This window comes from Longimicrobiales bacterium (genome assembly GCA_035764935.1).
Lineage (GTDB): Bacteria > Gemmatimonadota > Gemmatimonadetes > Longimicrobiales > RSA9 > DASTYK01.
This window is the reverse complement of record DASTYK010000118.1, coordinates 1-16,075: the sequence shown is the minus strand read 5'-3', so window position 1 is coordinate 16,075 and position 16,075 is coordinate 1. Positions and strand designations below refer to the sequence as shown.

Below are 16,075 nucleotides of genomic sequence, written 5' to 3'. Positions count from 1 at the left end.
CCGGTGTCCGTCGCCGCTTCGTCTTCCACTGCGCAGGCGGCGGCAAAGGTGACCACCAGGATCATGAGGCAATGCTTTCCCCTGTGCATGACGGATCTCCGTTGAAGGTGAGGACGGTCGGGGTCGCAAGCTAAGGCGAGTGCAGCGCCGGCTCAATTCCCGTCTGGTTCACCGCTCGTCCCGGTTTCGGAGCCGCTCATCACGTATCCGTGCCGCAGACCGAACCTTCCCGGGCCTGGCTCCGTCCAAGGGTACAACGCGCCCTCTCGGGAGACTCCCATGACGATGCTCTTCGCAGTCGCTGTCGTTGCAGCAGGGACGGTCACGGACGTCCCCTTGCAGGAGCCGCAATCCGCCCCGGTCGCCGCCGTGACGCGATCCGTGCGGGAGCCGGATGATCCGCCGGTCGCGAGCGCGGTGCGCACCCGGCAGCCACCGGAGATCGACGGTCACGACAGCGACGAGACCTGGAGTCGTGCGCCGCGCTTCACGGAGTTCCGCGAGTTCGACCCTGAGCTGAACGGGGAGCCGTCGCTGCGCACGGAGTTCCAGGTCGCATACGACGATCGCAACCTGTACGTATTCGTGCGCGCACACGACCCGCATCCTGACAGCATCATGCGTGCGCTCACCCGACGCGACGTGCGCGGTCCCTCCGACCAGATCAAGATCATCATCGACTCTTTCAATGATCGTCGCACCGGATTCCAGTTCGCAGTGAACCCGGACGGGGTGAAACGCGATTTCGCGGTATACGACGACACCAACGAGGACGGCTCGTGGAACGGCGTATGGGACGTCGGCACGCTGGTCGACTCGCTCGGATGGACTGCCGAATTCCGCATACCGCTCTCTCAGCTTCGCTATGCGGATGCGCCCTCGCATACGTTCGGATTCGGTGTATGGCGTGATATCGAGCGCTATCGCGAGCGTGTGAGCTGGCCGGCGTTTCTGCGCAACGAGCAGGGGTTCATGTCGCAGATGGGACGGCTGTCCGGCATCGAGGGCATCAGCTCGGGTCGTCCGCTCGAGCTGACGCCGTATGCCGTGACGAAGAACGTGATGCGTGCGACGCCCGGCGGCAGCTTCGAGCGCGCGCAGGAGATCTCCGCCGGTGGTGACCTGAAGTTCGGCATCACGCCGAACGTGACGCTCAATGCCACGATCAATCCGGACTTCGGGCAGGTCGAAGCGGATCCCGCGGTCCTGAACCTCGGAGCGTTCGAAACCTTCCTCGGCGAGCGACGTCCCTTCTTCGTCGAGGGCACCGGACTCTACCAGTTCCGCCTGAACTGCTACATCGTCGTGGACTGCAGCACGAACGAGGGGCTGTTCTACACGCGTCGCATCGGTCGCTCGCCGACGCTGCTCGGCGAGTATGGTGATGCGGAAACGCCCACCTCCACGCCCATCCTCGCGGCGGCCAAGCTGACCGGCCGGACCGGCAGCGGGCTGTCGTTCGGCGTCATGAACGCGCTCACCCCGCACGTCGAAGGCGCCGATGAAGCGACGGCCGAACCGCGCTCGAACTACGCGGTCGTGCGCGCGCAGCAGGACCTGCGCAACGGTGACGCGGGCATCGGCGTCATTGCGACGGCGGTGAATCGCGCGCTGGACGAGTGGACCCGGCCCGTGCTGCACGGCAGCGCCTATGCGGTGGGCCTGAGCATGCGCAACCGTTTCCGGAGCGACTACGAGATCGCGGCATCCGTGGCGGCATCACGGGTCGCTGGCTCACCGGAATCGATCCTGCGCACCCAGCGCAGCGCCGTACACTACTTCCAGATGCCCGGTGACGACCACGACGTCGACGAGGCACGCACCTCGCTGACCGGACACGCCGAACAGATCAAGGTCGGAAAATACGGTGGCGGGATCACGCGGTTCGAGACGAGTCTCGTGCATCAGTCCGCGGGCTTCGAGGTGAACGACCTGGGATACCTGCGGCGCGCAGACCTCCTCGACTGGAGCACCTGGGGCTCGCTCAGCTTCCAGTCGCCCACCTCGGTGTACCGCTGGTTGCGCATCAATGCGAATCACTGGCAGCGCTGGAACACGTCGGGACTCCGCCTCGACAATGCCGTGAACACGAACGCCCACATCGGCCTGCACAACAACTGGGACCTGCATGCCGGCGCCACGCTCGGTGCCCTCGGCGAGTCCTACTGTGACCGCTGCTCGCGCGGCGGGCCGGCGGTGCGTTCCTCGAGCGGGTTCTACCCGTGGTTCGGATTCAATGCGGACAGCCGGAGGATGCTCGCGCCCTCGCTCTGGGTGAACCTGTTCTACGAGGACGAAGGCCGCTCCCACGGCGTCTCGATCAGCCCGTCGCTCACCGTGCGCCTGTCCACCAGCCTGCAGGCGCAGCTCGGCCTCGACGTGAGCAACGATGACAACGACGCACAGTGGTTCGGCAATTTCGTCGATGATCAGGGAACCACGCACTACGCGTTCGCGCACCTCGACCAGCGGACGGTCTCGCTCAGCATGCGCATCAACTACGCGATGACGCCCGACCTGTCCTTCGAGTTCTATGGTGAACCGTTCGTCAGCTCCGGCACGTACTCCGACATCCGCGAGCTGAGTGCGACGCCGGACGCCGCCGACTACGACGCCCGCTTCCAGTCGTGGACGCCGCCGGCGGATGCGAGCATGTCGTTCAAGTTCACGCAGCTGCGGACCAACGCGGTGCTGCGCTGGGAGTACCTGCCGGGCTCGACCGTGTATGTCGTCTGGGCGCACGGGCGCGAAGCGTTCGAGAACGACGTGGACCGGCAGCCGTGGCACCGCGACTACCGCGAGCTCATGGAGCTGCATCCGGACAACACGTTCCTCGTGAAGGTCGCGTACTGGCTGAACCGGTAGAACGCGTCGGGTTCATGAAAACGATGCGCGGCAGCGGGGGTGAGCTCCGCTGCCGCGCATCCGTTCTACCACCCGCCGGTCCGGCTCGATGTTACGGGGCCGCCCTGCCTTTGGGCTTGCCGTTGGGCTTGCCGAGTGCATCCACGAACGCGTGACTCGCGGCGACGACCGCTGTCGTCATGCGCTCCTCCTTGTCGATGTGGACCCACTCCCAGTCCAGGTCGTAGCCGCTCTCGACATATTCGCCGAACCGCTTCGCATCGGCAGCGTTCCGCCACGCTCCCCATCGCCGAACCCCACCCGTAGCCGCGGCGGTGTCGACCGGGAGCGCCGGAACCCCCGCCTCCTTGAGCGCGAGCGCCAGCATCCCCGCTCGACGGCCCGCCGCCGGATCCGTTGCATCCCAGCTCACACGCACGGTGAAGAGACGGCCGTTCACGTACGTGCTGTCGTCGACCACCGGGGTGGGTGTGGGGTCCGGCGTCGGCGTCGGCGTCGGTGTCGGCGTCGGTGTCGGCGTCGGTGTCGGCGTCGGCGTCGGCGTCGGTGTCGGCGTCGGCTCCGTCACTGGCGGAATCGCAACGTTCGGGTCCGGATGCGCTGTGCGCGGCGGCGCGACCACGTTGGGATCCGGTCGAGGCCCGCTCGGATCGGTAACCGGCGGCGCCGGACGCGTGACGTCAGGAACGTCATCGTCGACCGTGGGCTCCGTCCGGGGTGGGGCCGGCCGCGGCGAGGGTCGCGGCGAAGGCTGCGGCGTGGTGGCGCGTGGCGGCACGGGGCGCGGCCGAGGCGAGGGCCCGATCGCCACCGGGCGCGGCTCGGGCCGCGGTGGCAGACCGAGGCTGCCGCCGCGCAGGCTCAGCCCGAACGTGAGCACCACGTGCTGGACGGGACCGAAGCGATCGCCGTCCGCGCTGGTCACCGGCGAAGAAAGTCCGATGATGTCGCTCAGCTCGAGGCGGACTGCGACGGGACCCCGTCCCAGGTCCGTTCCGATGCCGAGGACCACGGTCCCGCGCGTCGCGGGGTCCTCTTCCCACTGCGCGGCTCCGAATCCGGCCGCATCACCATCCAGCTGGTATCGGATGAGGCCGCCACCGAGCACGGCGTAGGGCTGGAAGAAGGTGTTCGGGTAGGGCCGGCGCAGGCGCCAGACCAGGTTCGCATCGCCGGTCAGCAGCTTCACGCCGGTCGATGCGTCGTTCTCCAGCGAGGGACTGGCGTAGCCGGCGCCGAGCCGCAGGCCCAGGCGGCCGAAGAACAGCTCGGCATGCGTCCCGAAGAATGCGCCCGGCTCGAGCAGCAGCTCGTCCGCCTCGCCCGCCGCCAGACCGCTGTACGCCGCACTGCCCGCGAACGCCGTGATGGATGCGCGGTGATCCTGTGCCGATGCCGTCGTGACACCGACCAGGAGTGCGCCGGCCGCGATTCGTATAGCGCGTGTGAACACTTCGCCTCCCGGGTGCTCCGTCGCACCGCAGCGTCGCCCTCGTGACGACGCGAGCGGAGTGCTGCCGAACACGCCAGCGGCGGCTGCCACTGTGTCCCAGGGCAACCGCCGCGCTGACGGTCTGTCTCGCCTGCATGCTTCGTCGCATTGCGCAGTCGCATCGTCACGACCGCAGGTGTCAGGCACCCCCTCCTATGACAAGGTCCGCACCACTCCGTGGCCGGTTGCGTAACTACGTGCCCCAACACGAGTTGCATGCTTCACCCGGACAGACCTCCCGCCCGCCCCCACGCGCAAAACGCCAGAGTCCTTGCGCACTGCGGCAATCTGCAGCGACACTCGCAGGCACAATGCAAACGAGACGACGACGCGGGGGCGCATGAGGACAGCACGACGCTGGAAGGTCGGGAGCAGGTTGCGCGAACAGAAGTTCCTGCCGGCAGCCGGTATCCGACGGCTCGTCATCGCGTGTATGCTGCTCCTGTCTGCCGCCGTGCCCGCCGGCGCGCAGACGACGGCGCTGCTGCCCTCGGAAGCCGGCATGTCGGGCGCTGTGCTCGACCGCTTGACGCGCACCCTGGGCCGGGAGGTGAGCGCGGGCAGGCTTCCGGGCGGGGTGCTGATGGTGCTGCGTGACGGGGACACGGTGCTCGAGCACGCGTTCGGCTGGCGGGACCTGGAGGCGGACGAGCTGATGCGCCCGGACGCGATTTTTCGAATCGCGTCGATGACCAAGCTCGTGACCACCGTGGGCGTGCTGATGTTGCAGGAGGAGGGCGAGCTGCTGCTGAGCGATCCGGTCGCGAAGTACATCCCCGAGTTCGACAGCACGACCGTGGCCGTGGCGCGCGAGGACGGCGGGTACGACGTCGTGCCGGCAATGCGCCCGATCACGCTGCGCGACCTGCTGACGCACACGTCCGGGATCGGCTACGGGTACGGCCTGGCGCGCGACCGCTGGGAAGCGGCCGGCATCTCGGGCTGGTATTTCGCGGGTCGCGACGAGCCGATCGCCGAGACCGTAGCACGCATGGCCGCCCTTCCCTTCGACGCGCAGCCGGGTGAAGAGTTCGTGTACGGCTACTCGACGGACATCCTGGGCGTCGTGATCGAGCGCGCATCGGGTCAGCCCCTGGACGCGTTTCTGCGCGAGCGGATCTTCCTGCCGCTCCGTATGCCGGACACGTCGTTCTTCCTGCCGGCGGCGAAGCGCGACCGCCTCGCCACGGTGTACGGAATCAATGAAAGCGACAGGCTCGTCCGCGCGCCGGACGCCAGCACGACGGTTGGACAGGGCGAGTACGTGGATGGCCCGCGCAAAAGCTTTTCCGGCGGTGCAGGCCTGCTCTCGACCGCGGGGGACTACGCGCGCTTTCTGCAGATGCTGCTGCAGGGCGGAACGCTGGATGGTGTGCGCATACTCTCACCGAAGTCCGTGCAGCTCATGACGGTGAATCACACCGGCGACCTGTACCCGTGGGAGGAAGGCGTCGGCTTTGGCCTGGGCGTGTTCGTGGTCATGGACCTCGGGGAGCGCGGCACTCTGGGGAGCGTGGGTGAGTTCGGCTGGAACGGCGCGTATCACACCGCTGCGTGGGTGGACCCGCAGGAGCGGCTGGTCGTCGTCTACCTCACGCAGGTGATCCCTGCGACGGGTCTCACCGACTTCGGGCTGGTGCGTGCCGGCGTGTACGGCGCGATCACGGACGCGTACGGCCCGACGCCGCGGCCGTAGCGGCAGCGACGCGTTCGACCCAGCTCTCGACGTTCTCCGTCAGCACGTCGAGCGGCACTTCGCCGCTTCCGAGCACGACGTCGTGGAAGTCACGTACATCGAACGCATCGCCGAGCCGGCGCTCTGCCTGCGCGCGCAGGTCGCGGATCGCGAGCTCACCCATCTTGTAGCCGAGTGCCTGGCCGGGCCAGGAGATGTAACGATCGACTTCCGCGGTGATGTTGTGCAATGCGAGCGCGGAGTTCTCTGCCATGAAATCGATCGCCTGCTGCCGGGACCAGCCCTTCCAGTGGATGCCGGTGTCGACGGCGAGGCGCAGCGCGCGCCACATCTCGTAGGAGAGGCGACCGAAGTTGGCGTAGGGGTCCGTGTAGAACCCCACCTCGAGACCGAGCCGCTCCGCGTACAGCCCCCAGCCCTCACCGAACGCCGTGAACCCCGCGAAGCGGCGGAACTGCGGAACCTCGCCCAGCTCCATCGCGATGGCGTTCTGCAGGTGGTGCCCGGGCACAGCCTCGTGGAAGGAAAGCGCCTCGACCTCGTACAGCGGTCGGCTCTTCAGGTCGTAGGTGTTGACGTAGTAATAGCCCGCGGTCGATCCGTCCCCCGCGGGAGGGCGGTAGTACGCCGTCGTCATCTTCGGCGCCATGTAATCCGGAATCGGTCGGAGGCCGTAGGGCGTGCGCGGCAGCGTGCTGAACAGCCGCGGCAGTTCACCATCCATGCGCTTCAGCACGAGCGCGTACGCCTCGAGAAGCTCTTCCTCCGACTGGGGATAGAACTGCGGGTCCGTGCGCAGGAACGCGAGAAACTCCGCGAAGCTGCCGTCGAAGCCGGTCTGCTCGATGATCGCCTGCATCTCGCCACGGATACGCCGTACCTCCGCCAGCCCACGCTCGTGGACCTCGTCAGGCGTGATATCGAGCGTCGTGTACATGCGGACTCGGTGCTCGTAGAACGACCGCCCGCCAGGTAGCGCTGACGCACCGATCTCCGACCGCGCGTTCGGTATGTACTCGTTCGCCATGAACTCGCGGAACGCCCGGTAGCCCGGAACCACCGAAGTCCGGATCGCGTCCGCGCCTTCGCGGCGCAGCCGCCCCTGCTCCGCTGCCGCGATGCGCTCCGGCATGTCGACGAACGGCAGGTAGAAGCGGCTCTGCGACGGGTCGTTGACGAGCTGCGCGTCCAGGTCGTCCAGCACGCCTTCCAGCACGACGCGAGGGATCGTGACGCCCTCACGCAGACCGGCACGCATCAGATCGATGTACGCGTCGAAATGGCCGCGCAGGCCACGCAGCCGCGCGAGGTAGTCCTCGTAGGCCGCGACCGACTCGAGCGGCATGAACTCCGCCATCTCCGGCAGCGACGAGTAGAACGGCACGAACGTCGTGAAGGGCATCAGGTAGCCGCGCAGCTCGATCTCGCGTGCTGCGGTCTCGCTCAGCCGCCGGAAGATGTCCGCGTTGATCTGCTCGTCGCGTGGCAGCACCTGGCGATCAATGGAGTCGAGCCGTACCAGCCGCACCCGCAGCTGCTGCAGCCGCTCCCGCTCCGCGCGCTCCGACGGGTCCGGCAGCAGCGCATCATAATCGCGCACGCCGACCCGGCTCGCGAACAGCGGATTTGCACGCAGGTCCTCCGCCCAGGCTTCGTCGAACAGACGGTGCAGTGCGGCGACGGCGGAATCCGCGCGCGCATCACGCGGCGTGGACGTCGCACCCGGTGCTACGGACTGCGCACCGCCCGCACCCACGGCCGGCGCGCACGCGACCGGCAGCACCAGAGCGAGCACCGGAAGCAGTGACCGCACGCTCACACCGCCTCGAGCCGGTCAAGGCGCGCGCGCAGCTGCACCTGCTCCGGTTTCGCGCCGATTTCCTCCGCGACCTGCAGCGCAATCTCGTAGAACCGCTGCGCCGTGTCCGTCGAACCGTTGCAGACGTGCAGGTCACCGAGAACACGCAGGCACTCGATGCGCCTCCACTGGTTGCCCACGGTCGCGTAGTGACCGAGCGACGCGCTCACGAGCGACTCCGCTTCGCTGCACTCCGAACGTGCGAGCAGCACCTCCGCGAAGTTCAGGCGCGCAAGAGCGAGCAGATCGAGATCGTCCATCAGCTTCGTCTCGTCGATCGCCCGAAGCAGCAGTTCCGCCGCTTCGTCCAGACGATCCTGCTCGAACGCGAGACGACCCAAATTGTTCAGAACGTGTGCGCGGCCCCATTCGTAGCCCGCCTGCTCGAACGCATCGAGCGCCCGGCGGAAATGGCTCTCGGCAGCCCTGTAGTCGCCCTCCATCGCGCAGAGCGAGGCGAGGTTCTGGAGCGCGACCCCGCTGATGCGCGGATCGGCGGTCTCGGCGGGAATGCGCGTATACAGGGTGCGCGCCAGATCGTACTCGCCGCGCGACTGGTACACGGCAGCCTCGGCGTTCAGCGCCTCCGCCAGTGCGTCGCGGAGGCCCGCCTGCTGCGCAATATTTGCTGCCTCGCGCGCAGCCGTTAGCGCGTTCTCCCACTCGCATCGCAACCGCCGGACATGCGCCTGGCGGCGCCATGCCTCGCTGCGTTCTGCCGGATCTTCCGTGGCCTGGAGTGCGGCGACGTAGCGATCAAGCGCTCGATCGACGGCACCGGCCTTCTCGTGGCGCAGCCCCTCGTCGAGCAGGTCCCGCGATTCCGACATGAGCACCTCACAGCGGCGCGAGTCTTGCTAACGGCTGAAAAAGAAATAGATCAGACAGCATCATTGGGGAGGCAGACAATGGCGTCAACCTCGAGTCGTACCGCGCTGGTCCTGCTGGGCGCAGCCGCATTCGTCGCCTGCGGCGATCATTCGCCGGGCGAGCCGCTCGGGCTGGCGCCGGATGTTGCGACGGCAGAAGCGCTTGCCGCAACGCGACTCGTGGCCTGCCCCAGCGATGAGACCCGCTCGGTGTCCCGGACGGTCGGCGTCCTGGGTGGGACACTCGAGCTGGACGGCACGCGCGTGGTGATCCCGGTCGGGGCCGTGCTTCTGCCGACCACGATCACGCTGACGCTGCCGGCATCGCCGTACATGGAAGTGGATCTCACGGCGAACGCGCTCGACCACTTCGAGTTCCCGGTACCGGTCCACGTCACGATCGACTACAGCCGCTGCAGCGAGGACGCCCTGAGCGACGCACCCGTTTCCGCCTGGTACATCGACAGCCTGACCAGGTCACTGCTCGAGCTGATGGCGGGTACGGATGATCGCCCGGCGCGGCGTGTCAGCTTCTCGACGATTCATTTCTCCGGCTATTCGATCGCGCAGTAGCGCGCCGCACGAGTCCCAGCCAGGGGGACGGGACGTTCCGACGACGTCCCGTCATTCCCGTTCCGACCTCATGAGCAGGTCCGCGACGACGGGTCGGTGATCCGACGCGGTCGATTCCAGCACCTCGACGCTACGCACACGGAAATGATCCGAGTGCAGGACGTAGTCGATACGCCGATCGGGTGCGTGGGCGGGGAAGGTGTAGCCCGGATCTGCCTGGTCACCCCACGCATCGTGCAGCCGCGCGAGCAGCGGCTGGAGCTCGCCTGCATCGGGACGCGCGTTCAGATCCCCGACCAGCAGCGTCGGGATGCGGCTGTCACCGAGGATTTCGAGCGTTTCGCGGACCTGCGTCGTGCGCAGTGCCGGGTCCCCGCGGTAGTCGAGGTGGGTATTGAAGAAGCGAACGCGTGTGCCGTTCACGTCGAGCAGGGCCTCGAGGAAGCCGCTGCGGGGCTTCGGTGCTGCTTCCGCTTCGACCGTGGAGAGCCGGTGCAGCTCGTGGTTGCGGAAATCCAGCACGGGGTAGCGACTGAGCATTGCGACGCCGTAGCGGCGGGGCTGTCTGCCTGCGCTGTCCGGCGGCAGGTCGTAGATGTGAGCGAAGCGGACGTGCATCCGGAGCGTGCGGGCGAGCGTGGCCGCCTGGTCGACGAAGTTGCTGCGCGGCGAGAAATGCACGTCCACCTCCTGGAGACCGACGATGTCCGGCGCAGCATCGCGAATGACGCCGGCGATCCGGTCCAGGTCACCGTTGCCCGCGCGGATGTTGAACGTCATCACGCGCAGTGCTACGGGTGGCGATACCGCGTCGCTGCCCGTTCGCCCGGGTGACGTACAGGCGAACAGGGCGAGGAGTGCAGCGATTGCGGTGGTGAAGCGCATGATGGTTCCCGGCACGGGGAAGCGGTTTGACCGCGTGCAGCCGTGATTCTACGTTGAATCGTTCTGCAGGCTGGCGCGTCAGATGGCTCCGCGCAAGCTGCACTGCCCCCACGGCCGGGTCTGCTGCTCCGCATACATGACCGACACGCTCGCCGATCTCGAGCTGCTGATGAAGTCCCGCCAGGGGCTCATCGTGCTGGATACCATCGAAGAGGAGCGCGTGCTCACGCTGCTCCGGCTGCTGGCCGACCGGATGACGCTGCCGCTGTTCCAGTGGTCGCGCACGAGGGGGCTGCGTCGCGACGGCAACGAGAATGCGGTCTACGGCACCACGGATCCGGCCCAGGCACTCGCGCACGTCGGCTCGTCCACCGTCCACGGGCTCTACTATCTCGCGGGCGTCGAGCCCCTGCTGCAGGACAGCGGCTACGCCGAGCGGCTGCGGGAGATCGCCACGCAGCTGTCGCAGCAGCCGGGAGCGATCGTTCTGAGCGGCGTCGCACTGGAGCTGCCGGAAGCGCTGCGTCGCCTGTCGGCCACGGTGGAGCTGCCTGCGCCGGACACGGCAGAGTTCAGGCGCCTGATGCAGCGCATCCTGCGCGACGTGAATCACGGCCAGTCGGGGGTGCAGCTCACGACCGAGGAGGAGAACCGACTGCTCGAGGGCTTGCGCGGTTTGACATTGCTGGAAGCGGAGAAGGTGCTGACACGCGCGATCGTGGAGGACGGCCGGCTCACGGCAGACGACATCGCCCACGTGATCCGCGCAAAGAAGGAGATCGTGGAGCGGGAGGGTGTGCTCGAGTATTACCCGGCGGAGGAGGCGCTGGGTGCGGTCGCCGGGCTCGAAGGTCTGAAGGACTGGCTGTCCAAGCGCACGCACATCATCCGCTCACCGAAGAAGGCTGCGGAATTCGGTCTCTCGTTTCCCAGGGGATTGCTGCTGATCGGCGTGCCGGGTTGCGGCAAGAGCCTTTCGGCGCGCGCGGTTGCCCACGAATGGGGGCTCCCGCTCCTGCGACTGGACCCGGGCGCGCTCTACAACAAGTACATCGGCGAGACGGAGAAGAACTTCCGGCGCGCGTGCGACGTCGCCGAGAAGGTGGCGCCGTGCGTGCTCTTCATCGACGAGATCGAAAAGGCGTTCGCGGGCAATGGCAGCGGTGAGGATGGCGGCGTGTCGCAGCGCGTGTTCGGCTCCTTCCTCTCCTGGCTGCAGGACCGCAAGGCGCCGGTGTTCACCGTGGCAACGGCCAACGACGTGCAGCGGCTGCCGCCGGAGCTGCTCCGCAAGGGGCGCTTCGACGAGGTGTTCTTCGTCGATCTGCCGGACACCGCCACGCGACGCCAGATCGTGCAGCTCCACCTGCAGCGCCGGAACCAGGACCCGGCGCAGTTCGACCTTGACGCGATCGCCGACGCCACCGAGGAGTTCAGCGGCGCGGAGCTCGAGCAGGTGATCGTGGCCGCGCTGTACTCCGCATTTGCCGCGCAGCAGCCGCTCTCCACGGCGGCGCTGCTCACCGAGGCACGGAGCACGCGGCCGCTCGCCCGGGTCATGAGCGAGAAGGTTGCGGCGCTGCGGGCCTGGGCCCGCGAGCGCACCGTTCCGGCGAACTGACGGGGAGACCGATTTCCAACTCCCATCCGCAGGCGGGCCGCCCGTACCTCGCGCGGGAGACGGAACGGCTTGCGCACAGAGAGCGCCGAGCGGCCGGTTTTTTTCATCAAACCGTTTGCCCTGACCGCCGCACAGGCCTACCTTGGGAGCCTCTTCTGGCCACAACGACGTAGACGGAGCCTGCCGCCTCCGCCGCAGTTCGCGGAGCGGTGCAGTTCCCCAGCCGACAGTTATGAATGGCAACGACGAGCCCCGACGTTCCCGACACCCTGCCGGAACCCGAGGAAGCGACCTCGCGTCCGAAGCTCGTGCGCCGGCTCATCACCGGTGCTGCGCTGATCGGGGTGCTGCTGCTCCTCTGGTTCTTTGCGGCAGGCGAAATGCCCGAGGAGGGCGCGCACATCGGCGTCTGGAGCCTGCTGCCCGCCCTGACGACGCTGGTGCTCGTCTTCGTGACGCGCGAGGTCGTGACCTCCCTGTTCCTGGGTGTGGCCGTGGGTGGAATCGTGAGCGGCCGGTTGAACATCGTGAGCGAGTTCCTGATCCCCGCGATCGGCAGTGAGCAGTACGCCCTCATCCTGCTGGTCTATCTGTGGGCGCTGGGGGGCCTGATCGGCATCTGGACGCGCACGGGCGGGGCCGTCGCGTTTGCGGAATGGGCAGGCGAGAAGATCGTGCGTGGCCCGCGCTCCGCCATGTTCTTCGCGTGGCTGATGGGCATGGTCTTCCACCAGGGCGGCACTATTTCCACCATCCTGGCTGGGACCACGGTGCGTCCCGTGACGGACCGGCAGCGTGTCTCGCACGAGGAGCTGAGCTACATCGTCGATTCGACCGCCTCGCCGGCCGCGACGATCCTGCCGTTCAATGCATGGCCTCTTTATGTCGGCGGACTGATCGTCGGCACGATCCCGCTGTTTGCGACGACGGAAGATGCGGTCGGGTTCTTCTTCGGCTCGCTGCGCTACAACTTCTACGGCTTCTTCGCAGTCGGCATGACGCTGCTGTTCGCGCTCGGCTGGCTGCCATGGGTCGGCGGCAAGATGAAGCGGGCGCGGGAGCGTGCACGCGAGACGGGCGCACTGAACGCGCCCGGCGCCAAGCCGCTCGCCGCCGACGAGCTGACGCAGGTGCGCGTGCCGGAGAACTACAGGAGCGGCAAGATCTCCTTCCTGCTGCCGATGGGCACGCTGCTCGGTGTCGCGATCATCCCGTACCTGTGGGTGCAGCTCCAGGGCGGACAGGGGACGGTCTACATTGCCGAGGCGTTCGGCATGGCCGTGCTGGTTGCGTTCGGCGTCGCACTGGCCAAGGGCATGTCGTTGTCGGAGGCGGTGGACGGGTTCATCGACGGCTGCAAGGGCGTCACGATCGGCGCCGTCATCCTCGGCCTCGCCGTCACGCTCGGCTACGTCTCCGGCCAGCTCGGGACCGCGCAGTTCATCGTGGAGACGACCAGCAGCATCATCCAGCCCGTGCTGCTGCCGGCGATCTTCATGGTGATCTGCATGGCGGTCGCGTTCTCGATCGGGTCTTCGTGGGGCACATACGCAGTGGTGTTCCCGCTCGCGATGCCGCTCGCCTGGGCGGTGCTGCCCGACCCGTCCTACATCGCCGTGTGCTTCGGTGCGGTGCTCGGCGGCGCGGTGTTCGGCGACCAGTGCTCGCCGATCTCGGATACGACGATCCTTTCGTCGCTGGCATGTGGCGGCGACCTGATGGATCACGTCACGACGCAGCTTCCGCTCGCGCTCGTCGCGGCGAGCCTCGGCGCCGTGGCATCCACGCTCGTTGCAATGACGATCGTGTAAGTCCTTCACCCGAGTACCGCAGTGCAAAAAGACCAGTCGGTCACCGAGCTGCTGCAGGCGGCGGACTCCGGTGACAGCGCCGCCTTCGAGCAGCTCTACGCCCGCACGTACGACGAGCTGCGCCGGCTCGCGCATCGCGTGCGGCAGTCGAATCAACAGACGCTGAACACGACGGCGCTGGTGCACGAAGCCTACCTGAAGCTCGTGCCCGGTGCGGGCCTGCTGGCCCGTGACCGCGTCCACTTCTTCCGGATCGCTGCACGCGCGATGCGGCAGGTGCTGGTCGACGCGGCGCGGCGTCGTGCGACGCGCGACCGTGGCAACGTGCTGCTCGGCGTGGACGCGCTCGCGGGCAGCACCGATCGGCTGTCCGCGGAGGTCCTCGACCTCGAGAATGCGCTGGTCGAGCTGGAAACGCTCAGTCCGCGCCAGGCGAACGTCGTGGAGTGCCGCTTCTTCGCCGGCCTGTCCGTCGAGGAGACGGCGGAAGCGCTGGGTGTGAGCTCCCCGACCGTGAAGCGGGAGTGGCGCGTGGCCCGGGCCTGGCTGGCACAGGCGCTGGGCGGCGGCCCGCAGCCGCACACCTCCGCATGACCGACCTGCCGACCGCGGCAGAAGCGCACGCGCTGCTCGAGCGGGTCATCGATCTCGATCCCGGCGCGCGTGCGGCCGCGCTCGACGAAGCGTGCGCCCGCCGCCCGGAGCTCCGCTCGCGTGTCGAGGAATTGCTCCGCTTCGCCGACGAGGAGAGCACCCTCCTCGACAACGATCCAGCCATGGTCTGGGCCGCGCTCATCGACGACGACGATGAGCGCGCGGTGACCAGTGTCGGGCCCTGGCGCATCCAGCGGGAACTCGGGCGCGGCGGGATGGGTGCGGTCTACCTCGCGGAGCGCGCGGACGGTCAGTTCGAGAAGCAGGTCGCGCTCAAGCTCGTGAAGCGCGGCATGGACACGGACGAGATCCTCGCGCGTTTCCGGCTCGAGCGTCGCATCCTGGCCGGGCTCGAGCATCCGCACATCGCGCGGCTCTACGACGGCGGCGCAAGCGAGGACGGACGGCCGTACCTGGTGATGGAGCTCGTCGACGGGGAGCCGATCACGACCTGGTGCGATCGCCACTGCCTGGGCATCGACGAGCGGCTCGCGCTCTTCTGCACGATCTGCGCTGCAGTCCAGTTCGCTCACCAGAAGCTGGTCGTCCACCGCGATCTGAAGCCGTCGAACATCATGGTCGCGAAGGACGGCGCTCCGAAGCTGCTCGACTTCGGCATCGCCAGGCTGCTCACCGAGGACGAGACCTCGTCGATGACGCGGACGGGCGTCCGCGTGCTCACGCCCGAGTACGCCGCGCCCGAGCAGCTGCGCGGTGAGGCGGTGTCGACGGCGGCGGACGTGTACGCGCTGGGCGCGGTGCTCTTCGAGCTGCTGACCGGCAGCGGGCCCTTCGGTGGTGACCGGCGGACGATGGACCCGGACCGGATCGCACCCCGGCCGAGCCTGCTGGTCGGACCCGCTTCACCGGACGATCCCGTGTCGACAGCACACGCGGCTGCAGCCGCGCGCTCGACGACGCCCGCGAAGCTGCGCAGGCGCCTCGAGGGGGACCTCGACATCATCACGCTGCGTGCGCTCGATCCCGATCCGGCCCGCCGCTACGGCTCCGCGCAGCAGCTGCTCGACGACCTGGAGCGGCATCGCGCGGGGCTGCCGGTACAGGCGCGGGCGCCGACGCTCGTGTACCGCGCCCGCAAGTTCGCGCGCAGGAACCGGGCGCCGATCGTGGCCGCCGCGCTCGTAACGATCGCACTGGCAGGCGGGCTGGCCTCGACGCTGTGGCAGGCGCGCACCGCCGCACGCGAGCGCGACACTGCGGACGCCGCGCGCCGCAGCGCCGAGGAGGTGATGGCGTTTCTGCTCGGCATGTTCGACAGCGCCGACCCGCTCGGCGTGCGCACCGAGCGCACGGACACGATGCGCGTGCGCCAGCTCGTCGACCGCGGCGCCGAGCGCGTACGCACCGAGCTCGCGAATCAGCCACGACTGCAGGCGGAGATGCTCACGATGCTCGGGCGGGTGTACTCGAACCTGGGCGTGTTCGAAAGCGCCGAGGAGATGCTCGAGGAGGCCGTGCTGGCCGCCGGCGCAGCGAACGCGGCCACGGAGTCGCGGGCCATCCCGCTCATCCTGCTCGGCGTCGCGGCCAACCAGCAGGGCAGCTTTGCACGTGCCGATTCCCTGCTCGCCGCCGCGATCGCCGTCTACGATGAAACCGGTGCGGCGCACGACTCCACCTACATGAACGCCGTGACGGAACGCGGCGTCGCCCTCATGCACAACGGCGCATACGAACGGTCGGCAGCCATGCACGCGCATGCGCTCGCGCTGGTCGACTCGCTCGGCCTG

The 16,075-nt window shown here is 68.1% G+C and carries 11 protein-coding genes; 7 read left to right on the top strand and 4 right to left on the bottom strand.

Annotated elements, in window-relative coordinates; genetic code table 11:
• Nucleotides 1-279 precede the first annotated feature (279 nt).
• A complete protein-coding gene (locus VFU06_09645) occupies nucleotides 280-2,865 on the top strand; it encodes a DUF5916 domain-containing protein (GenBank protein ID HEU5209664.1) in 2,586 nt (861 codons plus the stop codon).
• A gap of 91 nt (nucleotides 2,866-2,956) precedes the next feature.
• On the opposite strand, the gene VFU06_09640 is transcribed toward VFU06_09645, so the two are convergent.
• Nucleotides 2,957-4,318, bottom strand: a complete 1,362-nt coding sequence (locus VFU06_09640) for a hypothetical protein (protein ID HEU5209663.1) — start codon at nucleotides 4,316-4,318, stop codon at nucleotides 2,957-2,959.
• A 379-nt stretch (nucleotides 4,319-4,697) separates the two neighbouring features.
• Between VFU06_09640 and VFU06_09635 the strand changes: the two genes are divergently transcribed.
• Nucleotides 4,698-6,053 carry a serine hydrolase domain-containing protein gene (locus tag VFU06_09635; protein ID HEU5209662.1) on the top strand — a complete coding sequence of 452 codons (1,356 nt, stop codon included), beginning with the start codon at nucleotides 4,698-4,700 and terminating at the stop codon, nucleotides 6,051-6,053.
• Here VFU06_09635 and VFU06_09630 read toward each other — a convergent pair.
• A complete protein-coding gene (locus VFU06_09630) occupies nucleotides 6,019-7,872 on the bottom strand; it encodes a DUF885 domain-containing protein (protein ID HEU5209661.1) in 1,854 nt (617 codons plus the stop codon). The genes VFU06_09635 and VFU06_09630 overlap by 35 nt on opposite strands.
• Nucleotides 7,869-8,741 (bottom strand): tetratricopeptide repeat protein, encoded by an 873-nt coding sequence (locus VFU06_09625; protein ID HEU5209660.1) that lies wholly within the window; start codon nucleotides 8,739-8,741, stop codon nucleotides 7,869-7,871. Before VFU06_09625 ends, VFU06_09630 begins: the two co-directional genes overlap by 4 nt.
• A gap of 78 nt (nucleotides 8,742-8,819) precedes the next feature.
• On the opposite strand from VFU06_09625, the gene VFU06_09620 reads away from it, so the two are divergent.
• Nucleotides 8,820-9,353, top strand: a complete 534-nt coding sequence (locus VFU06_09620) for a hypothetical protein (GenBank protein ID HEU5209659.1) — start codon at nucleotides 8,820-8,822, stop codon at nucleotides 9,351-9,353.
• Between the two features lie 51 nt (nucleotides 9,354-9,404).
• Here VFU06_09620 and VFU06_09615 read toward each other — a convergent pair whose 3' ends face one another.
• Nucleotides 9,405-10,238: an endonuclease/exonuclease/phosphatase family protein gene (locus VFU06_09615; protein ID HEU5209658.1), complete on the bottom strand. Its 834-nt coding sequence runs from the start codon at nucleotides 10,236-10,238 to the stop codon at nucleotides 9,405-9,407.
• A 136-nt stretch (nucleotides 10,239-10,374) separates the two neighbouring features.
• Between VFU06_09615 and VFU06_09610 the strand changes: the two genes are divergently transcribed.
• The 4 genes from VFU06_09610 to VFU06_09595 form a co-directional block, all read left to right on the top strand.
• A complete protein-coding gene (locus VFU06_09610) occupies nucleotides 10,375-11,859 on the top strand; it encodes an AAA family ATPase (protein HEU5209657.1) in 1,485 nt (494 codons plus the stop codon).
• 236 nt (nucleotides 11,860-12,095) lie between these two features.
• Nucleotides 12,096-13,670: a Na+/H+ antiporter NhaC family protein gene (locus tag VFU06_09605; protein ID HEU5209656.1), complete on the top strand. Its 1,575-nt coding sequence runs from the start codon at nucleotides 12,096-12,098 to the stop codon at nucleotides 13,668-13,670.
• A 21-nt stretch (nucleotides 13,671-13,691) separates the two neighbouring features.
• Nucleotides 13,692-14,264 (top strand): ECF-type sigma factor, encoded by a 573-nt coding sequence (locus VFU06_09600; GenBank protein ID HEU5209655.1) that lies wholly within the window; start codon nucleotides 13,692-13,694, stop codon nucleotides 14,262-14,264.
• Nucleotides 14,261-16,075 (top strand): serine/threonine-protein kinase (locus VFU06_09595; GenBank protein ID HEU5209654.1); only part of this gene is annotated, 1,815 nt, incomplete at its 3' end. The genes VFU06_09600 and VFU06_09595, both read left to right, overlap by 4 nt.